The organism is Vibrio azureus (assembly GCF_002849855.1).
GTDB classification, from domain to species: domain Bacteria; phylum Pseudomonadota; class Gammaproteobacteria; order Enterobacterales; family Vibrionaceae; genus Vibrio; species Vibrio azureus.
Window position 1 is genome coordinate 128,719 of the sequence record NZ_CP018617.1, and the last position, 22,016, is coordinate 150,734.

Below are 22,016 nucleotides of genomic sequence, written 5' to 3' on the forward strand. Positions count from 1 at the left end.
TTATCCTTTTACACATACAATTTGCTTGAGGGTATACACGACTTCGACTAAGTCCTTCTGGGCTTCCATGACTTTTTCTATGTCTTTGTAAGCATGCGGGATCTCGTCGATAACGGCTTCGTCTTTGCGGCATTCGACACCTTGAGTTGCTTCAATGTGATCTTTAACGCTATAGACTTTCTTAGCTTTGCTTCGTGACATCACTCGTCCAGCCCCATGACTACAACTGTTAAAACTCTCTGGATTACCAAGCCCTCTGACAATAAAAGAGCGAGCTCCCATACTGCCGGGAATGATGCCCATTTCACCTTCTTGAGCGCTTACTGCCCCTTTACGGGTGACGAAACAGTCTTTACCAAAGTGTTTTTCTCGTGAGATGTAGTTATGGTGACAATTGACCGCGAGTTCAGCAGTTGAGAACGAGACAGGGAGTGCTTTGCGCAGTGCAGCAATGGCATTAAACATCATGATTTCACGGTTTTTCTTGGCAAAATCCTGCGCCCATTCTACCGCTTCGACATAATCATCAAAATAGTCGCTGCCCTCGGATAAGTACGACAAGTCCATATCTGGCAAGTGGATTTGGTGGCGTTGCATTTCTTTTTTAGCGAGCTCTATGAAGTAAGAGCCAATCCGGTTACCCACTCCACGACTTCCAGAATGCAGCATAATCCATACCGCATCATTTTCATCTAAACACAGTTCTAAAAAGTGGTTGCCTGTTCCCATTGTTCCCAAGTGGTTGACATGGTTGCTGTTTCTGATGGCCGGATGCTTATGACAAATCTTTTCAAACCTAGCCTCCAGCTTCTTCCACTCACCTGCAACCACATCAGGAATGTTATGCCATGCTCCTTTATCCCGAGCACCACGACGACCTGCTGTTCTTCCATGAGGGACGGCGGCCTCAAAGGCGTGGCGGATACCAATTAAATTATCTGGCAACTGGCTGGCAGTTAAGGTGGTTTTTGTTGCCACCATGCCACAGCCGATATCAACACCAACGGCTGCCGGAATCACGGCATTTACAGAGGGAATCACACTGCCAATGGTGGCCCCTTTGCCCAAATGGACATCGGGCATCACTGCAATGTGTGAATGTACGATTGGCATGCGAGCGATATTTTTTAATTGTTGCTGTGCTTGTTCTTCAAACGGGACGCCTTTCGTCCAAGCTTTAATCGGCACCATACCTGCGTTTTCGATGACGTTGTAATGTTTACACATAATATTTCCTAAATTCTTTTGCTTTGAAATTTTTTTGATTTGCTTCGCTAAGCGATTTTTATTAATCCATTGGTTAAGCCTTCTAGGCCGCCGTATACCGTGAGGCTGTCAATGCGCTCGGCCACTTTTTCTAGTGCTTCAAGCTCTTTAAGGCGCATCAAAGTTGGGTTGTTTTCCATAACTTTAGCGGTGTTATGTAAGCTCCTCGTTGCTGCGGTTTCTTCTCTGCGCTTTATGACATTCGCTTCTGCGGCTTTTTGAGCTTCAACCACTTGATTCAAGATGGCTTTCATTTCACCTGGCAGGATGATGTCTTTTACTCCGACGCTTATTAATGTGACGCCAATGGCATCCAGTTGTTCGACGACTAACTCTTTGACTGTTTCGTTGACGTATAACTTATCCAATAAGATATCATCCAAAGACTTTGTCCCTACCGCTTCTCTTAACGCCAACTGCAGAGCTCGATAGATATACTCGTCTACTTTTTCAATGCTTTTTGCAACCAATTCAGTGTCTCTGATTTTGAGGCTAGCGCTTAAATTAATGCGAAGGCTTACTCGATCTTTACTTAAGATCTCTTGGCCGGTGATTTCTAACATCTGTGTTCTGCAATCAAAGGTTTTTAACTCAATATCGTGGTTAAACTGCCAATAAGCATGTTTACCCGGTGATAGACGCTTAATAAATTGGCCATCGACATAAAGCAGCCCTTGATGATCTTTTTTCACATTGAGCTCTGCAATCGGCTTGGTCGCGACAGTTTGGTCACTTCTAATAAGTCTGGATGCATGATTGATCCCCGCGCGATGGATTAAACGCATCAATTGAGGATCAACGGCGATATCCTGCTCAATGGGTAAAGTATCTAAACGGATATCACCTGCTTCTTTCCAGATATAGAGATGCTCGTTGGGTGCAACGATGCCTTGTAATAAGTCATTAACGTACAGTAGGCCAACATGATCGCTTTCTAATTTCCAATGTGAAATATGCTCTTTCAATACGCTGCTGCTCTGATATAAGCGCTCGGCGTTTCGATCATTAAAGTAAAGTTGATCGATGTCGAATGGAATAAACTCGCATTCTTTTTTTAGGTCCCAGATCTTATGTTTACCAGGAGTGAGCACATCGCATAATACTTGGTTTCTGAAAACGAGTACTCTCTGATTTTCGGCAACTAACTGATGGGTTCTCAACATATTTACTTTCCTTCTTAATGCCAACTTAAGCTGTGTTAGTAAGGGTTAATTGCTTAACAACACAGAGGTTTCAAACTCTGAACTAACAGGGAGCATCCTGCTTGCTGTTAATCGTTGGTTTTCAACGCCTGTCTGCCATTGGCAACAACAACTTACTAACGATGTATTTATAGATTTTTAAGATGGGATTCGAACCCACAACAGACGACTGGAAAATCGTTGCTCTACCATTGAGCTACTTAAATGGTGTTTGATTGGTATACGCAGTCACATTGTTCAGCGCACCGGAGTGATATTCGAATCACTGCCTCGTAATCAGACCCATAATGTTTTCACTTTAACTATTCCAATTCGCGTGCCAATTTATAAAAGATAGATAGAAAAAATCACAAGTTACTGATTTTAAATGTATTTTTATTTTTAAATAAAATTTGAGATATTTTTTGTAGAAATATAAATTTAATAAAAGTAACCTTTTAGATATAAAAGTTATCTATGTGGATATTAAGTTGAGTAAGAAAACCATCGCCGTGAGTTTAATAGGTACTCAGTTAGACTTTTCTGGTAAGCGTGAAGACCGCTGGGCAAAGTGGCGACCTAATATTAGCCTTTGTAGCCAAGAAGACATCGTGATCGATGAGCTGCATATGTTGCATGACAATCACTCAGAGCGCTTAGCCAGCCATGTTGCGCTTGATATTGGTAGTGTGTCACCTGAAACCCAAGTGACATTGTATAATATTAACTTTAGTGATCCCTGGGACTTCGAAGAGGTTTACTCTAAGCTCTATGATTGGTGCCAGCAGCAGCGATTTGATACCGAGCAGAATGACTACCTTTTTCATATCACAACGGGGACTCACGTCGTACAAATCTGTAGCTTTTTATTAACTGAGAGCCGCCATTTTCCGGGCCGTTTGATCCAAACCTCTCCTGATAAAAAAAATAGCAATAAATCGATAGGGCGCGTGCAGATCATAGATCTCGATCTTTCTAAGTATGATCAGCTTGCTACGCGTTTTGATCGTGAGCATTTAGAGGGTAAGGCGTTCCTAAAAGGAGGAATTCAAACTAAGAATGCAGACTTTAACCGCTTAATCACCCAAGTTGAAAAAGTTGCGATACGCTCGAGCGATCCCATGCTACTCACTGGCCCAACGGGTGCTGGAAAAAGCCAACTTGCCACTCGAATTTTCCAACTTAAAAAACGTCGCTCGATGCTGAAGGGCGATTTAGTTGCCGTCAACTGTGCAACTCTGAAAGGGGAAAACGCAATGGCTGCATTATTTGGTCACACAAGAGGTGCGTTTACAGGAGCGCAAAAGGAACGAAGTGGTTACTTACTTACCGCACATCAGGGCATGTTGTTCTTAGATGAAATAGGTGAATTAGGGATCGAGGAGCAGGCAATGTTACTGCATGCGATTGAGAACAAGGCTTTTCACCCAGTCGGCAGTGATAAAACGGTTACAAGTGATTTTCAGCTTATTGCTGGCACCAATAAGGATCTTAAAGCTGAAGTCGCCAAAGGACATTTTAGGGAAGACTTATTAGCGCGAATCAATCTTTGGACTTACAAACTGCCAGCTTTAAAAGAGCGAAGGGAAGATATTCCAGCCAATATTGATTATGAAATTGAAGCTTATGCACAAAAACACAGCCAGCGAGTACAATTTAACAAAGAAGCAAAGCGAGCGTTTGAGAAATTTGCGACTTCGCAAGAAGCTATTTGGTCGGGCAACTTTCGTGATTTAAGTTCTGCTATTACCCGATTGTGTACGCTTGCTGACTCCTCAAGGATTTCGATTGATGATGTTGAAGACGAAATTATTCGATTAAGAAGTGCTTGGCAGGGGCCTGATGAATATCGAACAGGTAATCTGCTGGTGAATTACCTTACTGAGTATCAAATTTCTGAGTTAGATCAATTTGACATTCAACAGCTCAATCATGTTCTTTCGGTATGTTTGCGTCACAGTAGTATGGCCTCTGCTGGTCGAGAATTATTTAATGTCAGTCGAACAAAAAAGTCACAAACTAATGACTCTACCCGATTGCAAAAATACCTGAGTAAGTTTGGTTTGAAATGGCGTTTGATAAGAGAAGTTGGGTAAGTTTTAAGTCACTAATTAATATATAAAATGTGTTGGTTAGAAAGTCGGTAAGGCGATATAATTTAGCGGCCATTCAAGCGGGAAATGGCAGTGTACAAGCGCCTCCTGAATCGTTATATAGCTAAGCAGTAGATTCTAATTCTGAAACGTTATCGAGAATTCTAATGACACCGAAAAAAATAAAAAATGTGAGTAAGTTTCTAAGTTTTGTATTGCGCCATAAACCGGATGCGATTGGTTTAGATCTTGACCAAAATGGTTGGGCTAATATCAATGAGTTGATTAACAAAGGGAATGGTTCGGCGGAGGTAAGCGATTTATCTTACTCTCTTATCCAGCAAGTAGTGGCCAGCAATGATAAAAAGCGGTTTCTTATTTCTGAAGATGGTTTATCGATCAGAGCCAATCAAGGGCATTCCATTAAGGTTGACTTGCAGCTCAAACCGACCGAGCCTCCTGAATGGTTATATCACGGAACAGCCACACGCTTTTTAGAAAGTATTATGGCCACAGGATTAACATCTCAAGCACGCCAGCATGTCCATCTTTCTACCAACCTTGATACCGCTAGGGCTGTGGGTCAACGTTATGGAGAACCTGTTATCCTCACAATAAATGCACAGCAAATGCATCAACGCGGTCTGCCGTTTTATTTGTCAGAAAATGGGGTTTGGTTAACTGAGCATGTTCCGACTCAGTACATCAGTAATCGGCCTGACGTTTGTTAAGCGACGAAGGAAGGCAAACCCTCTCTTTTAAAAAAATAGCCAACTTTAGCGCCCCAAGTCATCATCTGTTTTATGAAAGCCAAAGAAAAATTATGAAATATTGAGCAATTTAACATTTATTATATTTATTTGGTATTTCTAAGGTGTATGGCTATTCATCCTGTGATTATATAAACCTCATGTGATTTCACTGAGCTGACACATAACCAAGTAACCTCGCTCTGAAACAAGCACCTTGGGGTCACTTGGGTATAAAACGTTTTAGTTTTTGTTGAAAGTGTTTTGTCAACGCAGCATGAGGGATATATAACAATGATAACAAAGGAAACCAATCGCCCAAGTGGAACGGAAAATGTGCCTCTTTCTGCTCTGGCCTTGCAGGACAATGAATACAAGGCAATGGGAAAAAATATCAAAATGGTCACTCAACAGGAAGGCTCCTATCTTACCGACGAAAGTCCGATACGCATTCTACAAAGAGCAAACTCATTTTTGCACGGTACTTTTTTGCGTGACACCTTAGCTAATAAGCCAATTCGTTTAGTCGATGCTGATGGCTCCTCTGGTTCTATAAATTCATCGCGAGTTATTCAGCTCAATAGTGCGAATAGAGATAATGAAAGTGTTCCTGAACGTCGAATCATTGCTGGCGATCTGAAGGCCATCCAGCTTGCTCTTTTGGCTTTCATGCAGAACTCTCCTGAGCGTTATCACAACGCAATCCAATTGTTGCATGTAGAGCTTCAGCCCGCCTTAGATAAATATCAGGGGCATAATGGACACTTATCCTATCAAGATACAAAGCTGACTCATGTTGTGTTCAAAAAATTAGCCAAACAACTGCCTAAAGGAGAGTTGAAGGAGTTATGCACTATTCTTGCTCAGCACACTAAATGTGACTGGATGCAAATGAAGCATGAAAAGTTACAAGCTAAGCAGTTGTTGGAATATCTGGAACTGGGCAAACCAGGAGCTGGAAAAGCAACTGCCTATCATGCTGGTATCAATGTCGGTGCAAGTTTATTGGCGGTGCCTGGCACGGAAACGAAAGTCGGCCCTTTTGCTGAGCTCTCTTTGGGCGCTACAACAGAAAACAGATTTAACGTTGATGATGAAGGGTTGGTGTTTGAGGAGAAAAGCCATTCACTGAGTGCTGGGGTTGCGGGTGGATTACAAGCTAAATTGGCAAACGAAATTGGTATGAGTGCACAAGCTAATGTAATAGGTAAAAGCAGTCTGACTTATTTTAAAGAGTGGAATAATTCTAAAGATTATATTGCACAAAATGGCCCAGATACTAAGAGAACCAAAGACCTACAAAAGCAAAAGCAATGGGTGGCGAACAGTCAACACCGTCTTAATGAGCTTTTGAATCATGTCTTAAAGATGAAAGCGAATGTTCATGCACCTGCACCAGAGAGAACCAAACCTCTCACTGGTTTCTATAAGACGACGACGGGAGAAGTAAGTGCATCAATCAATGCTGGGACTGCTTTTAAAGTTGGTGAGCTTGATGTGAAATTTGGTGGTGGTTTAGGTGCAAGTCGCTCGAAAAGTACAACCGATATTTATGAATTTGTGCCAAGTTACCTTGCGGATGTGGTGCTCAAAAATAGCGCGAAGCTTAATGAACTACCAGCTAACTTTACTCAGCATGCGCGACAAATCATAGACAGCACCCTTGAGTTCAAAGATAAACCTAAAACCGCGATTGGAGGGCTGAACCTGCTAAAAACCGATCTTAATGTGTATTATGAGGTGGTGCAAAAGTACGATTATTATAAATCTTACAAACATGCGGATAAAACAGAGTTGAAAGCTTTAAGGGCCCAAAAGCACGCGATTGAAAATCGTTGGGGTGCAATTGGTCGGCATCAGTTTTTACAATTTGCGTCCGCGTCACATGCTCTCTTTGCAAGTACGATCATGCCGAATAAACAATTAGCCTCAGCAATCGATCCCAAAAGAGAGCAAGCATTGGTTAACTTAATCGGCCAAACGGGAGTTCTGGTCCAGAATCCTACTATCGATTATTCCAAGTCTCGTTTAGATAGGATTGCTACTTTTAAACAGGAAGTGTATTTGCAAGTTGCAGATACCAACTCTAGCTTTGACATTACCGCTGGTCCATTTAAAGGTCAGTTAACGGTGGTTGAGCGTCAACGCTTGCACCCCAGCCGAGTCCGTGAAGGTCGTTATATTGATGTTGTCTTAACCGGAACAATAGCTAGTTCACTACAAGGGTTAGTCAAAGGGTTAACAATTAAAGAGGCGATTGCTGAGCATGGGATTGAGTTGCCTGGTGAGTTGGATATTATCCCAGATATCGGAGCGGGTGCGTCGTTGTCCCATACGACTCGTTTCTTTAAACCAGAATATAGTCAAGCTGATGACTATAAGGGAGAAAAAGGGTGGCGCAAGCAGTTCTCACGTAACACAAAGACGGTAGCAGCTGATATCAATCTGGGTGGCTCAGGTACGGTAGCAGCAGGTGCACACGTTGGAGTTCGAGGTGGTATAAATCACAAAGTGACTAAGGTGATGAATGAGAAAATTGCGAGCGATGATCTGACTTTTACTATGGTGCGCTTTAACCGTTTTTACCGTGATGCGAAGCTAAATACTGACAATACAGCATGGAAAGCATTCTTCAAAGATAATGAAGCAGAGTATAGGAAGATGTTTTTGCTTCTTGGTTCAGAATCGCATCCAATGAAAGAAGAAGTGACGTATTTCTTTAATGAGTTGATAAAGCGAGCTCCTCTAGAGCAAAAAGATGCTCTGCGTAATCGATACGTGCACTTTTTTGAAACTATGGCTGACTTTAGAGCTGATGAAGAGAATCTTGAGAAGTTTCACAAGGCGCAAGCCAGTTTAGAATACTATTTAGAGCAACAAACCGTGCCTTGGTGGGAGGCCCATACGAGTCGCTGGAAAGACCTGGAATTTAAACCAGAGGCAAACTCAGGATTGGACTGGAACTCCAAATTATGGAAAAAGTTGGGTTTGCATACTAGAGCTAATAACTAGCTCTGGCTATTCTTTAAGTATTCGCAATGAAAACACCCCAAGCAAGGGGTGTTTTTGGTATGTGTTGAGTAAAATACTAACTTTCGGCAGGATCTTTATACCCAAGCATCTTGAGGTTACTTGGGTAAATCTTCTGTTTTGTTTGATACTATGTCGTCTTCTTTGAAGTATTCAAGGTCCCTAATATTCTTTTGTACGACGATTGAACTGAATAAAGTGAGTATAAATGCGATACCGAAAAAACCTTTTTCATTCAAAAGTAGTGACTCTTCGTTATAAAGGCCTATCAGCATCAAAACACAGGCAAGAATTACACAAATGATATTTAGATATTTATACGATAACGTAACCTTTAAGTTTTCGGACTCATCCCTAATTGTTTTTTGCAGTGTAATGACACTAAATAAACCAAAAACTAATACAACAAAGTAGTAGCCTTGCTCATTTAATTGTAAATTTGATTTGATCAAACCAATCATGTAGGTAAATACACCTATGCCTAAGGCAATGAGCGCGGTTAAGACGTATGGTTTGGTAGGAGCTAACGATTTATCCATAATTTTTAATTTAGTTTATTGTTTTTAAAAAATGACACACTTGCGATGCATGCTATACGGAGTTCTTTTTCACTTGATAATAATTCTTAGTCTTAGCTATTACTCATTAATAACTTGCTCCTGTTGTTCACTTGACTCTTCTTTCAACTTAAGAGAACATTTATAGACGAAATCTTGCTCAGTCACATCTACACTAATTTTGTATCCTGATGGTAAATCATTATCATATATATCAATCGAGCTTTTTATTTTAGCATCAATTTCATCTAAATATTTTGAATGACGCACATTGACTACATGGCTAAATAATTGATGAAGAGCTATGCCTACACTAGCAATGGGACCCGGGAATATCTGAATAAGCTGTAAAAGGGTAGGTCCATCATTTCGGTCATAATAAATCGTATCTGGACCCAAAAAGAGAGTAATGACCCCAACAAGACCGATCACAGCACTTGTGCATACCAGAAAATTATACAAAGTATTATTAGGTTTTTCTACTGGTTCGATTTTAATGAAACAAGGCAAGTTATCGATGGTTGCTTTATCGGAAATGCGCATATTATTTCTACTTTAAACTTTTATAGTGCTTCTTACACCCAAAGGTCGTTTCGTTGAACACTGCATCTTGAAGTTACTTGGGTATATATAAGATGATATTTATCGGAAAGGATTTTTAAGAACTCAATATGAATATACTTATCTTAAATTTCCACCATTATCAGCAGCGTTTTTTGTATTTAATAAAAATCAAAGTTAATTCTATCTTTTTTCTTGTATTTTTTCTTTAGTCATAAAGTGGATGTTAATAGTGATTTCATCTTATTATCACTTTAATTTGACTTTACAGTGATGGTCGATTGAAATGAGGATATGCTGATATACCAAGTAACCTCAAGATGCTCGTATTTTGGTAGCGTATCACCACCCTGAATAAAGCTTCTGGAGAACACTTCGACATATGTGGTTGTTTTTTATAAAAAAGACCCTGACATTGATTTATCAGAGCCTTTGAAATCAATTGGGTATATCTGGTTGAGTATGGTGTTAGTTTTGCTCTTGTATAACGATAGAACTGCGCTTGATACCATTCTGCTCAGCAAGATCTAGGTAATACTCAATGCGCTCTTGAGATAATGTTGGCGTTCTTGAAAGCAGCCAGAAGTAATCCGTTGTTGAACCACTTACCAGAGCAACAGAGTAATCAGGCTCAAGATGAAAAATGCGGTAGTCGCCATAAAAAGGCCAAAAGAAAGCAACGCGAAGGTAACCGACATTTGGCTCACCTGCTAGATAGGCTGTACCTTTTGCTTCTTGCCACTGGTTGGTGGCATCATTCCAGCCTTTGTTTGTTACTTCAACCATCCCATCATCTTTTAAGGTGTAAAAAGCCCTACCTTTACTTAGGCCTTGTTCAAAAATACTATCGATTCGAGCTATTTCATACCAGGAGCCTAGGTATTGGTTAACATCAAAAGAAGTTACAGGCTCTACAACATTGTATGAACCATACTCCGTATATTCACGACCTGCGCTATAAAGGCCTGTATTGGAGTCATAATTAATATTTAGGTTCCAGAATGCAAGACGTGTCGCGCTATCATCATTGGGACGAGAATATAAACATTGTACTAGGCTGTGTGGGTTGACGCCTAAACTGGAAGATAGAAGTTGGTTTTCTTCTATTGTCTTAAATTGACATTTTTGTTTTTTATAGCCATCTTTTTCCATTCTCTCTAGTATTTGATTACTTAGCTCAAATTCATTCAGAACTTTTTCTGGTGTGCTATGTGGAATATTTAAAATATCATTTGCTTGTATAGCGAGTGAATGTGCACTGATTAATACACCGATCATTACCTGCTTTTTCATATTTACTTCCTTTTTATTAACAACATTCATGATTGAAAACCTTCAAGCATTTGAAGTCGCTGTATGAATGGTTTCACCACCAAGCTATCTTAGTTAAGTTTATGTAATCAATGGATTATTTTCTATGTTTTGATTTTTTGAGTAGTCGTTTCCAAATACGTGTTATTTAAATTACTTCATTGTGCATATCTATTCAGACAATTTAAGATGTCTGCATCTGAATCGTAGCTACACGTCAGTTGAATAGGAAGTCAATTGAGGAAAGTGAAAAAAATGGCAATGACTGAAGTTTACTGGTTTTCCTTTATTTTATTGTGGTTTTTTTGTTTTTTGGGCGAAGATATTACCTAATAGGAAGAAAATATAATCAGTTTATTTGCTCAATTTGTAACGATTTGTCAATATTTTTTGGTGTGAATTTTAACCACTCACCCAATATAAAGCAAAAATATCGCTGTTATTATGATGTGTGTTAAATAAATAACAATAAAATTTATATAATTAATCAATGTATGGGAGTATGTTGCGGGCAAATAGCCTAATAAGGAATATAATAATGACTATAAATGTGAGTAATTCCATAAGCAATGAGGAAAGGCGCAGTCTATCTTTTTTTAGTCTGCAGAATCTCATTATTGTTGCTGATATTATATTAGCATTCTGCTTATACAACTTTTTACCTCTCGAACAGCCAATCGTATTAGGTATCACCATGTTGGTGTTTATCGCGATCCTCTGGTTAACTGAAGCCGTTCACGTTACTGTAACCGCAATCCTTATCCCGATCATTGCGGTTTTAGCGGGTGTCTTTGATACGCCAACCGCGCTGAATAACTTTTCAAGCCCGATTGTCTTTCTATTTTTAGCTGGTTTTGCAATGGCTGCAGCTATGCAAGGGCAGGGGCTGGATAAGATTATTGCCAACCAAATCTTGGTCTTGTCTAGAGGAAAAATGGCAGCGGCTACACTGTTTATGTTCGGTACAACCGCTGTCCTTTCTATGTGGATCAGTAATATCGCGACCACCGCCATTATGATGCCGATGGCGCTTGGTATGCTGAGTAAAGTTGATATTGAAAAAGAGCGAAGCACCTACACCTTCGTTTTACTCGGTATTGCTTACAGTGCCAGTATTGGTGGTATTGCTACGGTTGTTGGTTGCGCACCTAATGCGATTGCTGCATCTGCGGCGAAACTTGGATTTTCGGAGTGGTTCAGCTTCGGTGGTCCTACGGTCATGATGCTACTTCCTGCTGCCATTGTCCTACTTTACATTACGTTCAAGCCTAACCTTAATGATACGTTTGAGATCGATAACCAACCAGTAGAATGGAACCAAGGTAAATTGATCACTGTTGGGATATTTTTGTTTACTGTTGTGAGCTGGATCTTCAGCAAGCCACTGAATGCGATGTTAGGTGATATTGCCAAGCTAGACACTATTATTGCGTTGATTGCTATTGTAGCGATTGTTATTACGCGTGTTGCAAGTTGGAAAGATATTGAAAAGACAGCGGACTGGGGAGTGTTATTACTGTTCGGTGGCGGTATTTGTCTGAGTAATGTGTTAAAAACAACTGGAACCAGTGCATTTTTAGCTAATTCTCTAAGTGAATTCGTGATGAACTTTGGTGTGATTGGGATGATAGTTATGATCATCTCTTTTGTCGTTGTGTTAACTGAATTTGCGAGCAACACGGCTAGTGCTGCCTTGCTGATTCCTCTTTTTGGTGGGATCGCGGAGTCTCTAGGCTTGTCGCCAGTTGTGATGTCAGTTCTGATCGGTATTGCTGCTTCTTGTGCCTTCATGCTACCAGTTGCAACACCGCCTAATGCGATTGTTTACGGAACTGGTTTTATCAAACAAAATGAGATGATGCGGGTCGGTGCCATTGTGAATACGGTGGCGATAATGATCTTATCCGTTCTAGTGCTTAATATATGGATTTAATTGTACAAATAAGATGGATGATTGATTAAATCTGATGACTGGAGATAAGAAAACCCCGTGCTCAAATAAGCACGGGGTTTTTAGATAATCGATAACATTTCGCGGTTAAAGATCAAAAGCCTTTGATGTTTTCTGCTTCCAGTTCAGAGAAGTACTTAACCGTTTTGACCTTCAGCTCTTGTTGTGATGGCTCGTCGCAAACAATGACAGCTTTAGGGTGTAGTTGTAGAGCAGACACTGTCCAAAGATGGTTTACGCTACCTTCGACAGCAGCCTCAAGCGCTAGGGCTTTATTGTGTCCTGTCACGAGAATCATCACTTCTTCAGAGTCCAGTAGAGTGCCTACACCGATAGTAAGCGCATACTTAGGAACTTGGTTAATATCACCGTCAAAGAAGCGTGAGTTTGCAATGCGTGTGTCTTCTGTCAGGGTTTTGATTCGGGTGCGAGAAGACAGAGAAGAAGCCGGCTCGTTAAACGCGATATGGCCATCGTTACCGACACCACCCATGAATAAGTTGATTTTACCGTAAGACTTTATTTTATCTTCGTAGCGTTTGCACTCAGCTTCATGATCTTCTGCATTACCGTTGAGCAAGTTGATGTTTGCTTCTTGGATATTTACGTGATTAAAGAAGTTGTTGTACATGAATGAACGGTAAGATTCTGGGTGATCTGCTGGGATACCAATGTACTCATCCATGTTGAATGTCACTACGTGTTCAAAGCTGACTTTGCCTGCTTTGTATAACTCAATTAATGCATTGTATGTTGCTAGAGGAGTGCCACCAGTAGGTAAGCCTAGAACGAACGGCTTTTCAGCAGTTGGTTTGAAGTCATTGATACGCTTAGCGATATGTGCTGCTGCCCACTGGCCTACTTGTGCTGCTTGAGCTAACGGGATAAGTCTCATTTTGTGCCCCTAGTTATGAAATGTATGATGTCCTGAAACATTAATTCGCATTATAAAATAAGTGACTGTGAACTGCTATTGTTTTAAGTCAAAATTTTACCTTTTCTTCGGACTTCGACTTTTTTCCGAGCAACAGCTTTTTAGGCCACTTATTTTCTGTCTAAATGGTAGACAAAAAGAGGATAGTTGAGCGATCAAGGTTTAGGGAGATATTGTTTAAATTTATCCTTGAAATTAAGTGTATACCCAAATGAACTCGCTCTGAATCGATCATCTTGAGGTCACTTAGCTGCACAAAAGAGACGTGTCAAAATCGGACTCGGTGAGGAGATAAAAAAAGCCCAAGAAACCTGAGCTTTTATTTATAAATCAGTTTTTATGAACTTTTAGCCTTCTTCGGTTAAGCTCTCTTCAGAGTAATCTTCAGCCGTTTCAGGTTTATTTCGTCCATTTAGCGTATGGAAGCGTTTACGGCCGCGTGCAAGTTGCACGTACTTTAGCCATGTACGTTCTAATTTGCTTTTTGCCTTTCCTGGGTTAACGAGGACCTTCACGAAGTGCTTTTCTTCGGAGTTTTCAGGGGTTAATTCGCCAGACTCCAAGCCAAGCATTGTGTCCCCATAAATTGTTAGGATTTCCTCTTCTGAGAGAGTAAAATCGCCAGACTTTGCAAAGCCTCGTGGGAATTTGACGTTGTCGTAAAAACGTTTTTTGCCGTGACGGAATTCAGTGTCAGACATATCGTACAGCCTCTGTAACTATTAGTATTGAGTGTGAAGAACTATGGCGAAATTAGGCTTAAAATTTACAAAAGAGAAACAAAAAATTTTTGTCGTCATAATTTAAATTAATTGTTAATCTGGTTGCACAATAACCTGGAGATGGTTTATGGATGTAAAGGTATTTCGGACATTTCTAGAGCTGGCAACGGTTCGGCACTTTGGAAAAGCAGCAGAAAATTTATACATTACACAAGCAGCGGTGAGTGCTCGTATTAAGCAATTAGAAAGTTACTTCGATACGCAATTGTTTATTCGTGATCGAAATAACATAAAATTGACCTCAGCAGGTGAGCGCTTAGTCAGTTATGCAGAGGTCATGGTGTCTACTTTACATCAAGCTAAACTTGAATTGTCGCTTGAAGGGGGCAAAGCGCTGCAATTGACTATAGGCGGAACGCCAAATGTCTGGGATGCTTATCTACAAAACTGCCTCAGTGTTGTGACGGACTCTTTTGGAGGCTACGGGTTTATGGCGGAAGTAATGGGGCGTGAAATGCTAAGCCGTTGTCTTGTGGAGCGAACGTTGGATATGGCGTTTGCATTCGACCAAATCAAAGCAGATGAGCTCCATTGTAAGAAAGTGGCGGATGTTGTTTTAGTGCTCGTTTCCACGGAACCTGATTCATTACATACGGTTTTTAAGAAAAAGTACGTTTATGTTGATTGGGGGACACGTTTTGCTTCTGAGCATGCAGAGCGTCACTCAAAAGCCCCTACCCCTTTTCTACGTACATCAACAGCACGTATTGCACTCGACTTTATTTTGGAAAAAGGAGGCAGTGCGTATCTTCCGACTTCGTTGGTTGATCCTTTTTTGGTCAGTGGGCAGTTGCACAAGGTCTCTGGTATTGAAAATTGGTACCGTCCGATTTATTTGAGTTATCGTAAAGCGAGTTCTTCGGTCGTCGCCATCTCACAAGTAGAGCAAATCGTGAAAGAGATCGACCCTCTGACGGCATTTAGTTTGCAGAGAATGGCTGATGTAACGCTTAACGACCCAATATCGTAACCCGTTTCCGTAGTATGAAAAGTGAAGAAGAGACAAGGTAATCGCCTGTTTCTTCACTTTGTGATATCCAAAGCCAGTGTATCACTAAAGGTTCATTAAGCTTTCAAGCGATTCTTCGATATCGTTATAAAAATAAGTGTGAATGTTGGTGCCATCGGTTGTGTTTATTTGAATTTCTGAGATCTGGTTATCGCAATCGTGCTCAAGGACACAAATCGAGTGCTCTACCGACTGGCTGGTGATGACTTTTTTATTTTTTAAAACAATGATGCATGTGTGTAAATCCATTACTTTCCCTTTATTGGCCCTAGCAAGCTGATCACTTGCAACAAATTTAGTGCACAAACAATCGAGTGCAAAAAATTATTCCTTTTCAGTTCCGAAAATGACTATATCGCAGCAATATTAAACCGTAGAATCATTGTTAGCGTATCTAGTCGGTTCGAACATTTCACTCCAATGTTATTGATTTGAGGTTATTTGAGTGTGAAGTTAAGTTGTTAATTTTATAACTTTTTATCTACTTATATACAGGAGGGATTATATAATGTTTATCCATCCTCATACATCCCTGACATTTGAGCAATGTCAAAAAGCAAGAATGTCAAGAGACGGTCGCTTTGATGGTTACTTTTACATTGCTGTGAAAACAACGGGTATTTTTTGTCGCCCTATCTGTCCGGCAAATTTACCTCAAGAAAAAAATGTAGAATACTTTATTGATAAAAATCAGGCTTTAAAAGCGGGGTATCGTCCGTGTTTACGTTGCCGTCCAGACAGTGCACCGGGATCATGGGCTTGGAAAGGGACCGAAACCACGTTTCAGCGCGCACTGGGAATGATTGAACGTGGTGAACTCTATCAAGGCTCCTTGATTGGGCTTTCTGCGCGCTTAGGTATCACCGATCGCTACTTAAGAAAGTTGTTCGATAAATATTTGGGGATGTCCCCAAAGCAATATGCACAATACCAGCAATTATTATTTGCTAAGCAACTCTTACATACGAGCACGATGACCATTACCGAGATTGGTTTTGCTGCAGGTTTTAATAGCACAAGGCGTTTTAACGATGCGTTTCAAAAAAAGCTTAAGTTGACCCCCTCACAAGTAAAAAGAAGGAAGTTTTTTAATATGGCCACTCATCAGCTAGCGTTACCTTATAAAGGACAATTAAACTGGCAACATATGCTGGCATTTTATCAAGTACGTGCCATTGATGGAGTTGAACGAGTTACTCAAGAAAGCTACCAGAGACACATAATGATCGATGATTGTTGTGCTTATTTTGAGGTTAAGCAAGGCGATGGTCAGCTTGAAATGTCGTTTGACATTGAAGATATGACTAAGTTGCAATACTTAGTATCAGCGGTGCGGAGAATGTTTGATTTAGATACTGATATAAAGCATGTTGAAGAGCACTTAGCGCATGTTGACCAACAGCTTGTCTCAGTTCCTGGGTTGCGTATTCCAGGTGTTTGGAATACTTGGGAGGCGGGGGTTCGGGCGATTCTAGGCCAACAGGTATCAGTCAAAGCGGCAATAGGGCAACTGAACTTGTTAGCGAGTACCTTGTGTGAAGATGAGCAGAAACGTTACTTTCCAACGCCTGAAATGATTGCCCAAGCTGATGTGAGTTTTTTGCGTATACCACAAAGTCGTAAAGACACGTTGGTGCGTTTTGCTCACTATATGCTTGAAAACCCAGACTCTAACCCTGAGCAATGGCTTGAGCTGAAAGGAATTGGACCTTGGACGGTGAGTTATGCAATATTACGTGGTCAATCCCAGCCTGATTGCTTTTTAGACAAGGACTTAATGATAAAAAAAGCCATGCAAATGAAGCCTTCGATTAATGCTAACAACGTTTCCCCTTGGGGAAGCTACGCTACATTTCACTTATGGAATCAATCATGAACACATATTTTAGTGAGATGAAAAGCTCATTAGGTAACATTACGTTGCAAGCTAATGAACAAGGTTTATTGGGTATTTGGTTCGAAACATGTACAACAAAGCCGCTCAATTTGGGTCAGTACGATCCATCTCATCCGATACTGAGTCGGGCGGTCAATGAGTTAAATGAGTACTTTTCGGGTTTGCGTACCCAATTTGATTTGCCTTTGGCAGCAACAGGGACTGAGTTTCAACATCAAGTATGGCGAGCTTTAGTGGCCATTCCTTATGGAGAAACATGGACCTATCAAGACTTGGCGAACGAAATTGGTAACCCTAATGCTGTCCGAGCTGTCGGTTTAGCAAATGGTAAAAATCCCCTGTCTATTGTTGTACCTTGTCATCGTGTGATTGGAAAGAATGGCAAACTTACAGGGTATGCTGGTGGAGTAGAACGTAAGCAAGCTTTACTCACTCTGGAGGCTGAGACGTTGATGAAAAATGTACAGTGAGTGATGAGCTAATCACATCACTCACTGCTAGGTAATAAAGTTTTAACTCTGGATTTTAATCAATACAGCTTGCTGCTTCTGGGCTTGTGATGAGCAGCAAGCTCTATGGCTAAGTAAATAGGTGCCCGTTTAACCATAAATGCGCAACGATGCTGACGGCATACCCCAATGCAATCACGGGTGCCCATCTCAGGTGGCCGAAAAAGGTGTACTGACCATGAGCCGCGCCCATCAACGCAACCCCAGCCGCAGAGCCAATAGATAATAAACTTCCCCCAACGCCTGCTGTTAAAGTCACGAGTAACCAGTTCCCCATCGACATGGTTGGATCCATGGTTAGAACAGCAAACATCACCGGAATATTATCGACAATAGCAGAGAGAATTCCTACCATGACGTTAGCCCAAACAGGGTGCCATTCTGTGTACATCACATTAGAAACCAGCTCAAGATAGCCAAGCAAGCTGAGGCCGCCGACGCACATCACGACGCCGTAGAAGAAAAGTAGGGTATCCCATTCGGCATGCGAGACGCGGCGGAAAACATCAAAGGGAACCACGGAGCCTAATCGTTTCAGCGCACTATCGTCGCCATTGGCTATTGCAACAGCGGCTTTCTTTGCCAGTGAGTGCTTGAGAGTTTTGCGCAGAAAGTAGCCAAAAAATTGTAAGTAAGCCAAGCCCATCATCATGCCGATAACGGGTGGGAAGTGTAAAACAGCGTGGAAGGCTACTGCAGTGGCAATCGTAATAATAAATAGAGCCACAATGCGTCTTGCTCCACGTTTCATTTCAACGTGCTCATGCATGATATCTGGCTTAGTGTTTGGAACAAACATCGACATGATCATTGCAGGAATAATGTAATTGAGTAAAGAAGGGATAAATAGAGGTAAAAACTCAATAAAGTTGACGTGGCCCGCTTGCCAAACCATCAGTGTCGTAATGTCACCAAAAGGACTAAAAGCACCACCTGCGTTGGCAGCAATAACAATATTAATGCAGGCTAAATTGACGAAGCGAGGGTTATTGCCAGAGACTTTCATGACAACGGCACACATTAGAAGGGCCGTCGTTAGGTTATCAGCAATGGGGGAAATGACAAAAGCCAGAGCACCGGTTAACCAAAAGAGTGACTTAAAATTGAATCCTTTACCGACCATCCAAGCTTGTAAAGCATCAAACAGCCTTCTCTCTTCCATGGCATTGATATAGGTCATGGCAACCAATAGGAACAACAGCAGTTCAGCATATTCAAGAAGATTATGTTCGAGAGCTGCTTGTGCAATAGCGGTTTGGTTGTGCTGAGCGAACGTATAACCAATAAGAATCCAAATTAATCCAGCCGCTAATAAAACCGGCTTAGACTTACGCATTTGTAAGTATTCTTCTAACATCACCAAGAGGTAGGCAATGGTAAAAAAAGCGAGTGCGGCGTAGCCGACGGTTGAGTTTACTAAGTTGAGGTCACTGTTTGTTGCAGCTACGCTCGCACTTGAAAAAAGCACGCAAAACAGAGCGGCAAAAAAATAGAGTGGCATCGGTACTTCCCTCTTGTTGGATTGGAAAAGAGTCGTTTGAATGATGAGTAAATAGGGTGATTGGGACCTAAAAAAGCCCGAAGGGATCTTAGTGGAACTCAGCAGAATTTGTTGTGAGTGGCTGCAACCGATTAGGCCATTAAAATGATAATTTTAACGAGTGAGAGGTAAGTCTCACTTATAATTCAGTACCTTGATGACACTGGGTACAAGAATAATGTGCAGAGAAGTATTTTCTGAAGAAGGACTGAGTGCCTAAAGATGCCGAGGACTAAGCATCTTTAGGCGCTCTGGTGATAACACAACACCTTGCCTCTGAGTTTGTGTCGCTAAAGGCAATTGATTGAAAGGCAAAATAGGACTGCTTAGCCTTTTTAGCGAAGTAACCAAGCTTTAAATGGTGTTTTTTCTATCCCAATGATCAATAAACTACTAACAACTAAGGTTGCTGGATAAAGAAAGATATCTCGCTCGAACCCTTGGAAATTGAGGAATCGTACAATGTTGCTCAAGGTAATAATAACTAATAAGTGACACACATAGAGCCCTAATATCCTTGATGACCACTTATAAACCCATGGCATATTTCCCCAATTGGGGTGAGTCAGAAGCCACATAAATGCCCCCAACGCCCAAATTGCGGTGCCAAATAAATAATCATGGGAGTTAAACGCAATTCCATATCCCATCAATGAGTAAGCTTCAGCAAAATGTAAGCTGAGCCCTGCGAAAAGTACAGCAAGGATCGTGTAGCGAGACCACTGCCACTGAGCTTGCCTAGCTAAATAGCCTAAAGCAACCAAAAGAGTACTAAAAAACGGACCGTTACGAGTCAGGAATGGGCTGGGTAGGTCAGTAAGAGTGAGATAACTGCCTGCTAATACTCCGTAAAAATACAGTAACAAGGCGACGGGTAAGATAAGTGCATCTAATTTGACACGCACAAGAAAAGCAATTAGCGCGACAGCTATGACTAACGCAGGGATGAACCATAAGTGCACCAACCCACCTTCTAATAGGGAATTGATGGGGCTTAATGCGAGCTTGGACCAGTAGGCTTGTCGTTCAGCGAAATAGCCCACTTTAGAGACGTTTGACCAATTAAACGGCATCAGCAAAGAGAAGGCGCTCCATATCAACCAAATACGCATCAAGGGTTGAGCATAGCTTCTTAATGTCGCAAAAGGTGTCGTGCTTAATTTGGGTTGAATTAAATAGCCAGAAATAAGAAAAAAGAGGGGAACGGCAAATCGTGCCGACTGGTTAATGACATAGCCTACCCAAGGCAATTCATTCCAATGCCAGTACGTCAAAGCCATTTGGCAGTGCAGGCCGATAATGGCAAACATAGCGATAATACGAGCAAATTCTAAACTGGCAATTTTGTGTGTTGTTGCCATAGCGTTACCTAAATAAGTGGAAAAATTGCGGTCAATCTAGCAGCTACAGCGAAGCGTTTACTGGTGTTAAATCAAGCAAATGATGAATAACATTGAACCAATAACCAAAGTTAGAGTTGATGCAAGGTTTGAAAAGGCATTCAGTCAGTTCACTGATTCGTAGGTTCTATCAAAATTGGATTGGCAAGACTTTCTCCTACATCAAGGTAGTTCCGCTGAATACAGTATCTTGAGGTTACTTGGGTATAAATACACAGATTATCAATTGAAGACGAAGTGGAAAGAAGGCATTATGGAGTGAGAAGTTGATCACTCTTTCTGGTGTCCGATTTGTATGAAAGAATCAGATTAACCCATTGAAACAGTTCAACGGATAAAAAGTTAAGCATGGTGCTGATCATTAAGGAAATCACATGAGTGAAAAGATCTATTTTAATACTTCGCAGCGATTTAGCCTTAAACGCAGCTTGGTTAACGTGAGCACACGCCTACATCATACTTTAGCACCATCCCATGCAAAACGTGCTGCTCGTCGATTGCTGCTAACTCCAACCCAAAACTCTTCTAAAAATCATATACCGGAGAGTCTTGTGTATGGTGAAGTGAAAGGCTTTAACGGCATCATTAAAACCTACAGTTTGGGAAGCGGCCCGATTTGGGTTTTGACGCATGGATGGTCTGGTTCAGCCAGTCAATTTTTCCCACTAATGGAATATATTGCTTCATGCGGTTTCACAGCGTTAGCTTATGATCAGCCAGCTCATGGTAAAAGTGACGGCCAGTATGGTCATTTTCCTGCATTTGTTCACGGGTTAGAGCATATTCTTGATTCTGTTGAGGATGTTGCAGGTTTGGTTGGTCACAGTATGGGGACGGCTTCAGCCTTAGAATGCAAACACAGTAAGCTCAAAGATAAACCCTTTTTATTGATAGCCCCAGTGTTGAATTATGTTGAAGATATGTTTGGCCGGATCAAGCAATCTGGTTACTCGATGAAACTATTCAAAGCCGTCGTATCTGAAGTAGAGGCTGAGTTTGATTACCCACTTGAACGGGTCAATCCCAAAAAGCGCTTAGCGCAACGCAAAGGGCATACTGTTATTGTCCATGATATACAAGATAAGTTTACCCGCCATGATGTCTCAGTCCATGCAGCAAGTACGAATGAGAATGTCGAACTGATATCGACTCAAGGACAAGGACATGGCCGAGTAATGAAGAGCCAAGAAGTGTTTCGTGGCTTTAGCTTGCTTACAGAAAACAACTCATTTCAATTGAGTTAAAC

The 22,016-nt window shown here is 41.2% G+C and carries 18 protein-coding genes and 1 tRNA gene; 8 read left to right on the forward strand and 11 right to left on the reverse strand.

Annotated features, from left to right (window positions below):
* The 3 genes from BS333_RS14380 to BS333_RS14390 form a co-directional block, all read right to left on the reverse strand.
* Positions 1 to 1,227 (reverse strand): RtcB family protein, encoded by a 1,227-nt coding sequence (locus BS333_RS14380; RefSeq protein WP_021708332.1) that lies wholly within the window; start codon positions 1,225 to 1,227, stop codon positions 1 to 3.
* A 47-nt stretch (positions 1,228 to 1,274) separates the two neighbouring features.
* Positions 1,275 to 2,429, reverse strand: coding sequence for a slipin family protein (locus BS333_RS14385; RefSeq protein WP_021708333.1), 1,155 nt, complete (start codon positions 2,427 to 2,429; stop codon positions 1,275 to 1,277).
* Positions 2,430 to 2,606: 177 nt separating this feature from the next.
* Positions 2,607 to 2,674 (reverse strand) — tRNA-OTHER (locus BS333_RS14390).
* Between the two features lie 264 nt (positions 2,675 to 2,938).
* Between BS333_RS14390 and rtcR the strand changes: the two genes are divergently transcribed.
* The 3 genes from rtcR (at position 2,939) to BS333_RS14405 (ending at position 8,301) form a co-directional block, all read left to right on the forward strand.
* Positions 2,939 to 4,543, forward strand: a complete 1,605-nt coding sequence (rtcR, locus tag BS333_RS14395) for an RNA repair transcriptional activator RtcR (RefSeq protein ID WP_033003265.1) — start codon at positions 2,939 to 2,941, stop codon at positions 4,541 to 4,543.
* Between the two features lie 164 nt (positions 4,544 to 4,707).
* Positions 4,708 to 5,271 (forward strand): RNA 2'-phosphotransferase, encoded by a 564-nt coding sequence (locus tag BS333_RS14400; protein ID WP_021708335.1) that lies wholly within the window; start codon positions 4,708 to 4,710, stop codon positions 5,269 to 5,271.
* A gap of 312 nt (positions 5,272 to 5,583) precedes the next feature.
* Positions 5,584 to 8,301, forward strand: a complete 2,718-nt coding sequence (locus BS333_RS14405; protein WP_021708336.1) for a hypothetical protein — start codon at positions 5,584 to 5,586, stop codon at positions 8,299 to 8,301.
* A gap of 116 nt (positions 8,302 to 8,417) precedes the next feature.
* Here BS333_RS14405 and yiaA read toward each other — a convergent pair whose 3' ends face one another.
* The 3 genes from yiaA to BS333_RS14420 all read right to left on the reverse strand — a co-directional run bounded on the left by yiaA (position 8,418) and on the right by BS333_RS14420 (position 10,730).
* Entirely contained in the window at positions 8,418 to 8,858 is a 441-nt protein-coding gene (gene yiaA / locus BS333_RS14410; protein WP_021708337.1) for an inner membrane protein YiaA, read from the reverse strand.
* A gap of 99 nt (positions 8,859 to 8,957) precedes the next feature.
* Entirely contained in the window at positions 8,958 to 9,419 is a 462-nt protein-coding gene (locus tag BS333_RS14415) for a hypothetical protein (protein WP_021708338.1), read from the reverse strand.
* 486 nt (positions 9,420 to 9,905) lie between these two features.
* Positions 9,906 to 10,730: a lipocalin family protein gene (locus BS333_RS14420; protein ID WP_162147565.1), complete on the reverse strand. Its 825-nt coding sequence runs from the start codon at positions 10,728 to 10,730 to the stop codon at positions 9,906 to 9,908.
* A 562-nt stretch (positions 10,731 to 11,292) separates the two neighbouring features.
* Here BS333_RS14420 and BS333_RS14425 point away from each other — a divergent pair.
* Positions 11,293 to 12,681 (forward strand): SLC13 family permease, encoded by a 1,389-nt coding sequence (locus BS333_RS14425; protein WP_418369084.1) that lies wholly within the window; start codon positions 11,293 to 11,295, stop codon positions 12,679 to 12,681.
* Between the two features lie 112 nt (positions 12,682 to 12,793).
* Here the strand turns inward: BS333_RS14425 and nagB are convergent, their stop codons facing one another.
* Together nagB and BS333_RS14435 are read right to left on the reverse strand one after the other, a co-directional pair.
* Positions 12,794 to 13,594 (reverse strand): glucosamine-6-phosphate deaminase, encoded by an 801-nt coding sequence (gene nagB, locus BS333_RS14430; protein ID WP_021708341.1) that lies wholly within the window; start codon positions 13,592 to 13,594, stop codon positions 12,794 to 12,796.
* Between the two features lie 386 nt (positions 13,595 to 13,980).
* Complete coding sequence (locus BS333_RS14435; protein ID WP_021708342.1) at positions 13,981 to 14,334, reverse strand: MaoP family protein; 354 nt, start codon at positions 14,332 to 14,334, stop codon at positions 13,981 to 13,983.
* A 148-nt stretch (positions 14,335 to 14,482) separates the two neighbouring features.
* Here BS333_RS14435 and BS333_RS14440 point away from each other — a divergent pair, with 148 nt between their 5' ends.
* Positions 14,483 to 15,385 carry a LysR family transcriptional regulator gene (locus BS333_RS14440; RefSeq protein WP_021708343.1) on the forward strand — a complete coding sequence of 301 codons (903 nt, stop codon included), beginning with the start codon at positions 14,483 to 14,485 and terminating at the stop codon, positions 15,383 to 15,385.
* 84 nt (positions 15,386 to 15,469) lie between these two features.
* On the opposite strand, the gene BS333_RS14445 is transcribed toward BS333_RS14440, so the two are convergent.
* Positions 15,470 to 15,673 carry a hypothetical protein gene (locus BS333_RS14445; protein ID WP_021708344.1) on the reverse strand — a complete coding sequence of 68 codons (204 nt, stop codon included), beginning with the start codon at positions 15,671 to 15,673 and terminating at the stop codon, positions 15,470 to 15,472.
* Between the two features lie 259 nt (positions 15,674 to 15,932).
* On the opposite strand from BS333_RS14445, the gene BS333_RS14450 reads away from it, so the two are divergent.
* Together BS333_RS14450 and BS333_RS14455 are read left to right on the forward strand one after the other, a co-directional pair.
* A complete protein-coding gene (locus BS333_RS14450) occupies positions 15,933 to 17,300 on the forward strand; it encodes a DNA-3-methyladenine glycosylase 2 family protein (RefSeq protein ID WP_021708345.1) in 1,368 nt (455 codons plus the stop codon).
* Positions 17,297 to 17,791 (forward strand): methylated-DNA--[protein]-cysteine S-methyltransferase, encoded by a 495-nt coding sequence (locus tag BS333_RS14455; protein WP_021708346.1) that lies wholly within the window; start codon positions 17,297 to 17,299, stop codon positions 17,789 to 17,791. The genes BS333_RS14450 and BS333_RS14455 overlap by 4 nt, the downstream gene beginning before the upstream one ends.
* Before the next feature lie 109 nt (positions 17,792 to 17,900).
* Here BS333_RS14455 and nhaD read toward each other — a convergent pair whose 3' ends face one another.
* Positions 17,901 to 19,331: a sodium:proton antiporter NhaD gene (gene nhaD, locus BS333_RS14460; RefSeq protein WP_021708347.1), complete on the reverse strand. Its 1,431-nt coding sequence runs from the start codon at positions 19,329 to 19,331 to the stop codon at positions 17,901 to 17,903.
* A gap of 374 nt (positions 19,332 to 19,705) precedes the next feature.
* On the reverse strand, positions 19,706 to 20,731 hold the full coding sequence (locus BS333_RS14465) for an acyltransferase (protein ID WP_021708348.1): 1,026 nt from the start codon (positions 20,729 to 20,731) through the stop codon (positions 19,706 to 19,708).
* Positions 20,732 to 21,144: 413 nt separating this feature from the next.
* Between BS333_RS14465 and BS333_RS14470 the strand changes: the two genes are divergently transcribed.
* Positions 21,145 to 22,014, forward strand: a complete 870-nt coding sequence (locus BS333_RS14470) for an alpha/beta fold hydrolase (RefSeq protein ID WP_021708349.1) — start codon at positions 21,145 to 21,147, stop codon at positions 22,012 to 22,014.
* Positions 22,015 to 22,016 lie beyond the last annotated feature (2 nt).

Excerpts from the sequence above, each read along its gene's own strand:
- BS333_RS14380 (WP_021708332.1), bottom strand. The coding sequence starts at position 1,227 with ATGTGTAAACATTACAACGTCATCGAAAACGCAGGTATGGTGCCGATT.
- BS333_RS14385 (WP_021708333.1), bottom strand. The coding sequence starts at position 2,429 with ATGTTGAGAACCCATCAGTTAGTTGCCGAAAATCAGAGAGTACTCGTT.
- BS333_RS14400 (WP_021708335.1), top strand. The coding sequence starts at position 4,708 with ATGACACCGAAAAAAATAAAAAATGTGAGTAAGTTTCTAAGTTTTGTA.
- BS333_RS14405 (WP_021708336.1), top strand. The coding sequence starts at position 5,584 with ATGATAACAAAGGAAACCAATCGCCCAAGTGGAACGGAAAATGTGCCT.
- yiaA (WP_021708337.1), bottom strand. The coding sequence starts at position 8,858 with ATGGATAAATCGTTAGCTCCTACCAAACCATACGTCTTAACCGCGCTC.
- BS333_RS14415 (WP_021708338.1), bottom strand. The coding sequence starts at position 9,419 with ATGCGCATTTCCGATAAAGCAACCATCGATAACTTGCCTTGTTTCATT.
- BS333_RS14420 (WP_162147565.1), bottom strand. The coding sequence starts at position 10,730 with ATGAAAAAGCAGGTAATGATCGGTGTATTAATCAGTGCACATTCACTC.
- nagB (WP_021708341.1), bottom strand. The coding sequence starts at position 13,594 with ATGAGACTTATCCCGTTAGCTCAAGCAGCACAAGTAGGCCAGTGGGCA.
- BS333_RS14435 (WP_021708342.1), bottom strand. The coding sequence starts at position 14,334 with ATGTCTGACACTGAATTCCGTCACGGCAAAAAACGTTTTTACGACAAC.
- BS333_RS14440 (WP_021708343.1), top strand. The coding sequence starts at position 14,483 with ATGGATGTAAAGGTATTTCGGACATTTCTAGAGCTGGCAACGGTTCGG.
- BS333_RS14445 (WP_021708344.1), bottom strand. The coding sequence starts at position 15,673 with ATGGATTTACACACATGCATCATTGTTTTAAAAAATAAAAAAGTCATC.
- BS333_RS14450 (WP_021708345.1), top strand. The coding sequence starts at position 15,933 with ATGTTTATCCATCCTCATACATCCCTGACATTTGAGCAATGTCAAAAA.
- BS333_RS14455 (WP_021708346.1), top strand. The coding sequence starts at position 17,297 with ATGAACACATATTTTAGTGAGATGAAAAGCTCATTAGGTAACATTACG.
- nhaD (WP_021708347.1), bottom strand. The coding sequence starts at position 19,331 with ATGCCACTCTATTTTTTTGCCGCTCTGTTTTGCGTGCTTTTTTCAAGT.
- BS333_RS14465 (WP_021708348.1), bottom strand. The coding sequence starts at position 20,731 with ATGGCAACAACACACAAAATTGCCAGTTTAGAATTTGCTCGTATTATC.
- BS333_RS14470 (WP_021708349.1), top strand. The coding sequence starts at position 21,145 with ATGAGTGAAAAGATCTATTTTAATACTTCGCAGCGATTTAGCCTTAAA.